The 4,227-nt window shown below is 40.6% G+C and carries 7 protein-coding genes; 4 read left to right on the plus strand and 3 right to left on the minus strand.

Features of this window, described 5'->3' with window-relative positions:
* Nucleotides 1-191, minus strand: a 191-nt coding sequence (locus ACESK1_RS12300; protein ID WP_372920476.1) for a hypothetical protein, incomplete at its 3' end; no start/stop codon positions are given.
* Between the two features lie 162 nt (nucleotides 192-353).
* Here ACESK1_RS12300 and ACESK1_RS12305 point away from each other — a divergent pair.
* Together ACESK1_RS12305 and ACESK1_RS12310 are read left to right on the plus strand one after the other, a co-directional pair.
* Complete coding sequence (locus ACESK1_RS12305; RefSeq protein WP_372920477.1) at nucleotides 354-518, plus strand: type II toxin-antitoxin system HicA family toxin; 165 nt, start codon at nucleotides 354-356, stop codon at nucleotides 516-518.
* A gap of 23 nt (nucleotides 519-541) precedes the next feature.
* Nucleotides 542-946 (plus strand): type II toxin-antitoxin system HicB family antitoxin, encoded by a 405-nt coding sequence (locus tag ACESK1_RS12310; RefSeq protein WP_372920478.1) that lies wholly within the window; start codon nucleotides 542-544, stop codon nucleotides 944-946.
* 26 nt (nucleotides 947-972) lie between these two features.
* Here the strand turns inward: ACESK1_RS12310 and ACESK1_RS12315 are convergent, their stop codons facing one another.
* Nucleotides 973-1,263 (minus strand): YciI-like protein, encoded by a 291-nt coding sequence (locus tag ACESK1_RS12315; RefSeq protein WP_372920479.1) that lies wholly within the window; start codon nucleotides 1,261-1,263, stop codon nucleotides 973-975.
* Between the two features lie 55 nt (nucleotides 1,264-1,318).
* Nucleotides 1,319-2,455: a glycosyltransferase gene (locus ACESK1_RS12320; RefSeq protein WP_372920480.1), complete on the minus strand. Its 1,137-nt coding sequence runs from the start codon at nucleotides 2,453-2,455 to the stop codon at nucleotides 1,319-1,321.
* Nucleotides 2,456-2,534: 79 nt separating this feature from the next.
* Here ACESK1_RS12320 and ruvC point away from each other — a divergent pair, with 79 nt between their 5' ends.
* Nucleotides 2,535-3,086 carry a crossover junction endodeoxyribonuclease RuvC gene (gene ruvC / locus ACESK1_RS12325; RefSeq protein ID WP_372920481.1) on the plus strand — a complete coding sequence of 184 codons (552 nt, stop codon included), beginning with the start codon at nucleotides 2,535-2,537 and terminating at the stop codon, nucleotides 3,084-3,086.
* 24 nt (nucleotides 3,087-3,110) lie between these two features.
* Nucleotides 3,111-4,227 (plus strand): radical SAM family heme chaperone HemW (gene hemW, locus ACESK1_RS12330; protein ID WP_372920482.1); only part of this gene is annotated, 1,117 nt, incomplete at its 3' end.

The following is a 4,227-nucleotide window of genomic DNA, read 5'->3' on the forward strand; positions in this document are numbered from 1 at the left end:
AGGTTACAAATGAGGTGTCCTATGGCATCATGGCGTTCCTGCGACTTAGCCATAAACTGTATTTTACTCCAGCCCCTAATATCGCACACCATCATTCCTTTAGCATCCCGAATAGTTTGTGCCGATTCCTCATAACGAACCGGAAAATCGATAGTCGATATTGCCAGTAATGTTTTCTCAGTAGTTGTCATAACTTATTTTTTTGTAAAAATAAGCCGACTACTTGCAGTCGGGCGTTACCCTAATATTAAAGTAAGCTGAGGCGATATTAAAGTATGGTAAATTAAATGCTCTTTTTTATAAAGTGAATATAACATTTTTGTTATATAACTAATTTGTTATAAATTTGATTCGTGAAATCGACTGTTCTAATTAATTTAATAGAAAAGGACGGATGGTATTTGGTTAGAACCAAAGGCAGTCATCATCATTTTAAACATCCTTCTAAGAAAGGTATTGTTACCATTCCGCATCCAAAGAAAGATATTCCAAAAGGCACTGTAAATTCAATTTTTTAACAAGCCGGACTTAAATAATAAAGATGAAAAAAATTGAGGTTTTTGTTGAAAAAGCTAATGATGGAACTTACTGGGGGAGCACACAAAATCTTCCCGGAGGAGTAAGTTCTTATGGGAACTCTTTTGATGAATTAAAGCAGAATTTAAAAGCTGCTTTTAAGGATTATCTGGAGGTTGGCCGGAAACTTAATGAAAATTGGGTGCAGGAAATTGAGCAACTTACCGAATTTGAATATCAACTGGATATTGCCTCTTTTTTTAAGCTGTTACCAATTAAGATATCTGCCATTGCTGAGAAAACCGGTATAAATCCCTCCTTAATGAGACAATATGCATCTGGTAAAGCAAATGTTTCAGAAAAAAGAGCGAGAGAGATCGAAAAAGCTATTCACGAACTTGGAGAGGATCTTTTATCTGTTTCTTTTTAAATTTTTTTCTTTTTGTAAATCTTGTTTTATCCATCAAAACAACTCCCAATCACCACTTTCCATTTTCGAACCTCCCATTTTTCAATGAGTCCGTTTCGAACGTAGGGATCATTTTCTGCGAAGCTTTTTACTGCTTCTTCAGATTTCGCTCTGAACACCAAAAGCGCTTCATCGACGGGATCTTCCATAGCGCCGCCTAAAACCAGTGAACCATCTTCAGCAGCAATCTCAGCCAGTTTTAAATGCTCATTTCTGTATTTTCCACGTTCCTCAAGGTAGGTTGAGATGAGTTTGTATTTTAATATATAATATTCCATAATTCTGATTTTTAAAACTTTGTACCTCTAACCTCGTACTTCTAATTTTGTACCTCTAACTTCTAAACTTTCGTCCTTTCCATTCATATCCTGAAACCAGCGATTTCAGAGCGACATAGGTGGAGAAAAACGGATAGGCCATACTGCTCCAGAAATAACTACGTAATACCTGCTCCCGCTTAAAAAATTTTGCTGAAAGATATAGTAGGGCAAAGTCGAAATTAAATTTAAGAAGAAAAATGATCAAAACGGGGTAATAATTCCAGATCTCCATCAGGGCGAGAATTGCTCCCAGTAAGAGTCCGGCGTTCATCAGTAAGACAATTGCTCCCGCGAATTTGGAAAACAGACTTGTATAAGCCGGGGCCTTCGCTGCCCAGCGGACGCGTTGTGAGATCAATGCATAAAAATTTTCCTGTGGTTTTGTCTGTACAATTGCATCCCGACTCTTTAAAAAAGCCGTTCTATATTCTTTTTGCTGAAATTTCTGAAGCAAAAACACATCATCCCCACTGGCGATCTTATCATTCCCGCTAAAACCGTCTACTGCCAGAAATGCTTTTTTACTGTAACACAAATTCGCCCCGTTACACATAAAAGGCTGCCCAATTCCGAAAGCTCCGGCTCCTGCAGCCTGGAGACTTAAAACATCCAGCTCCTCAAATGCCCGGAAAGGCTTTGCCTTGCCCTTTTGGAAAGGAGAATAGAGTGAAACCGGCCCCGCAATCAGGGAATAGTCATTTTTTTGGACAAAATCATTGAAAGTTTGCAGCCATAATTTTGGCATTATGCAATCGGCATCAGTGGTGAGGATGTATTCGAATTCAGCTTGCTCAATAGCAGTGGTGATCGCGTCTTTTTTAGGGGAATTCGATTGGCGGTTATTTTCAAGTATTTTTAAAGAAAGTTGTGGATGCTGCTGCTGAAATTCCCTGCAAATTTTCACTGAATCATCTTCCGAAGCATCGTTAACAAATAAGATTTCAAATTTTTCGAAGGGATATTGAAGCTTGGCCAGGGAATCCAGTAAAACCGGTAAGTTTTCAGCTTCATTTCTGAAGGGGATAATGATCGAAAAGCCCGTTTCAGCAGGGGAAAAATCGGGTGAAAATTCAGGGATTTGCTGCCAGCCATAGATCAAAGCGATCATCAGGATGAGGTAAGCGATACTTATGAATATGAAAATTATCATTGGGCCTTAGAATTCCTTAGCTTTGCCTGGCTGCCCGAAATTACGTAATTTTTGACGGCTTTAAACCCCAACTGCGATTTTGAAAAGCGAAAGGATCATTTTAGGTATCGACCCCGGAACCACCATTATGGGCTTCGGACTCATAAGGGTGGAAAATAAAAAGATGGAGTTCCTGCAACTCAATGAGCTGCAACTCAGTAAATATTCCGATCCGTATATCAAATTAAAGCTCATTTTTGAACGCACCATAGAGCTTATAGACACTTATAATCCTGACGAAATAGCCATTGAAGCTCCTTTTTTTGGGAAAAATGTACAGTCTATGCTGAAATTGGGGCGGGCTCAGGGGGTGGCAATGGCCGCCGGACTCTCACGTCAAATCCCCATCACCGAATACCTTCCGAAGAAAATAAAGATGGCCATTACCGGGAACGGAAACGCCAGTAAGGAACAGGTGGCAAGAATGCTTCAAAGTCTGCTTAATTTGAAATCTTTACCTAAAAATCTCGACTCAACCGATGGACTTGCTGCGGCGGTTTGTCATTTCTATAATTCAGGCCGCACCGAGATCGGTAAAAGCTACAGTGGTTGGGATGCGTTTGTGAAACAAAATCCGGGTAAAATTAAGTAGGTTCCAACCCCTTAAATCATTAGAATGGCTGGCATATACATCCACATCCCATTTTGCAAGCAGGCCTGTCATTACTGTGATTTCCATTTTTCGACTTCGCTAAAGAAAAAAGACCAGGTGGTGCAAATGCTATGCAGGGAACTGGAACTTCGGAAGGATGAACTTCCAGGTGCCGAATACAAAAACATTTATTTTGGTGGTGGGACGCCCAGTTTACTAACTTCAGAAGACTTAGAAAGCATCTTTCAAACGATTTATTCGAATTTCAATATTGCAGAAAATCCGGAGATCACCCTCGAGGCCAATCCTGATGATCTTTCCGAAGGAAAGATAAAAATGCTGGCCGCTTCAAAGATCAATCGGCTAAGCATTGGCGTACAGTCATTTTTTGAAGAAGACCTGAAGTTGATGAACCGCGCACATAATTCGGAAGAAGCCTTGGAAAGCATTCACCTGGCGAAGAAGTATTTCGATAATATTTCCATCGACCTAATTTACGGGGTGCCTGGAATGAGCGAGGAGCGCTGGAAAGAAAATTTAAAGATTACCCTGGAGCTTGGCGTACCGCATATTTCCAGTTACGCCCTTACCGTGGAACCAAATACTGCGCTTCATAAATTTATTGAAAAAGGAAAGGTGAAACCGGTAGATGATGAAGCCGCCCGCCGACATTTTGAGATCCTGGTGGATACCCTCACAAAAAACGGATTTGAACATTATGAATTCTCCAATTTCGGGAAACCCGGTTACTTTTCACAAAACAACACCGCCTACTGGCTGGGGAAGCCATATTTGGGAATTGGTCCTTCTGCGCATTCCTATGATGGAAATTCGAGAAAATGGAATATCAGCAATAACAGTCTCTACATTAAAGCCCTGGAAAAGGATAATCTTCCGCAGCAAATCGAAGAGCTTTCCACCGCCGATAAATTCAACGAATATGTGATGACTCGCCTGCGCACCAAATTTGGGGTTTCCCTGGAGGAAGTTGAAGAGAAATTCGGGAAAGATTACAAGCAATATTTACTTGAAAATGCGGCCCCGCTCCAACAAAAGCAACTTCTGGAGGAAAATGATGGTGTTTATCATATCACCACTAAAGGTAAATTCCTAAGTGACGGCATTGCCGCCGACCTTTTCT

It is taken from the genome of Salegentibacter sp. (assembly GCF_041642575.1).
GTDB lineage: Bacteria > Bacteroidota > Bacteroidia > Flavobacteriales > Flavobacteriaceae > Salegentibacter.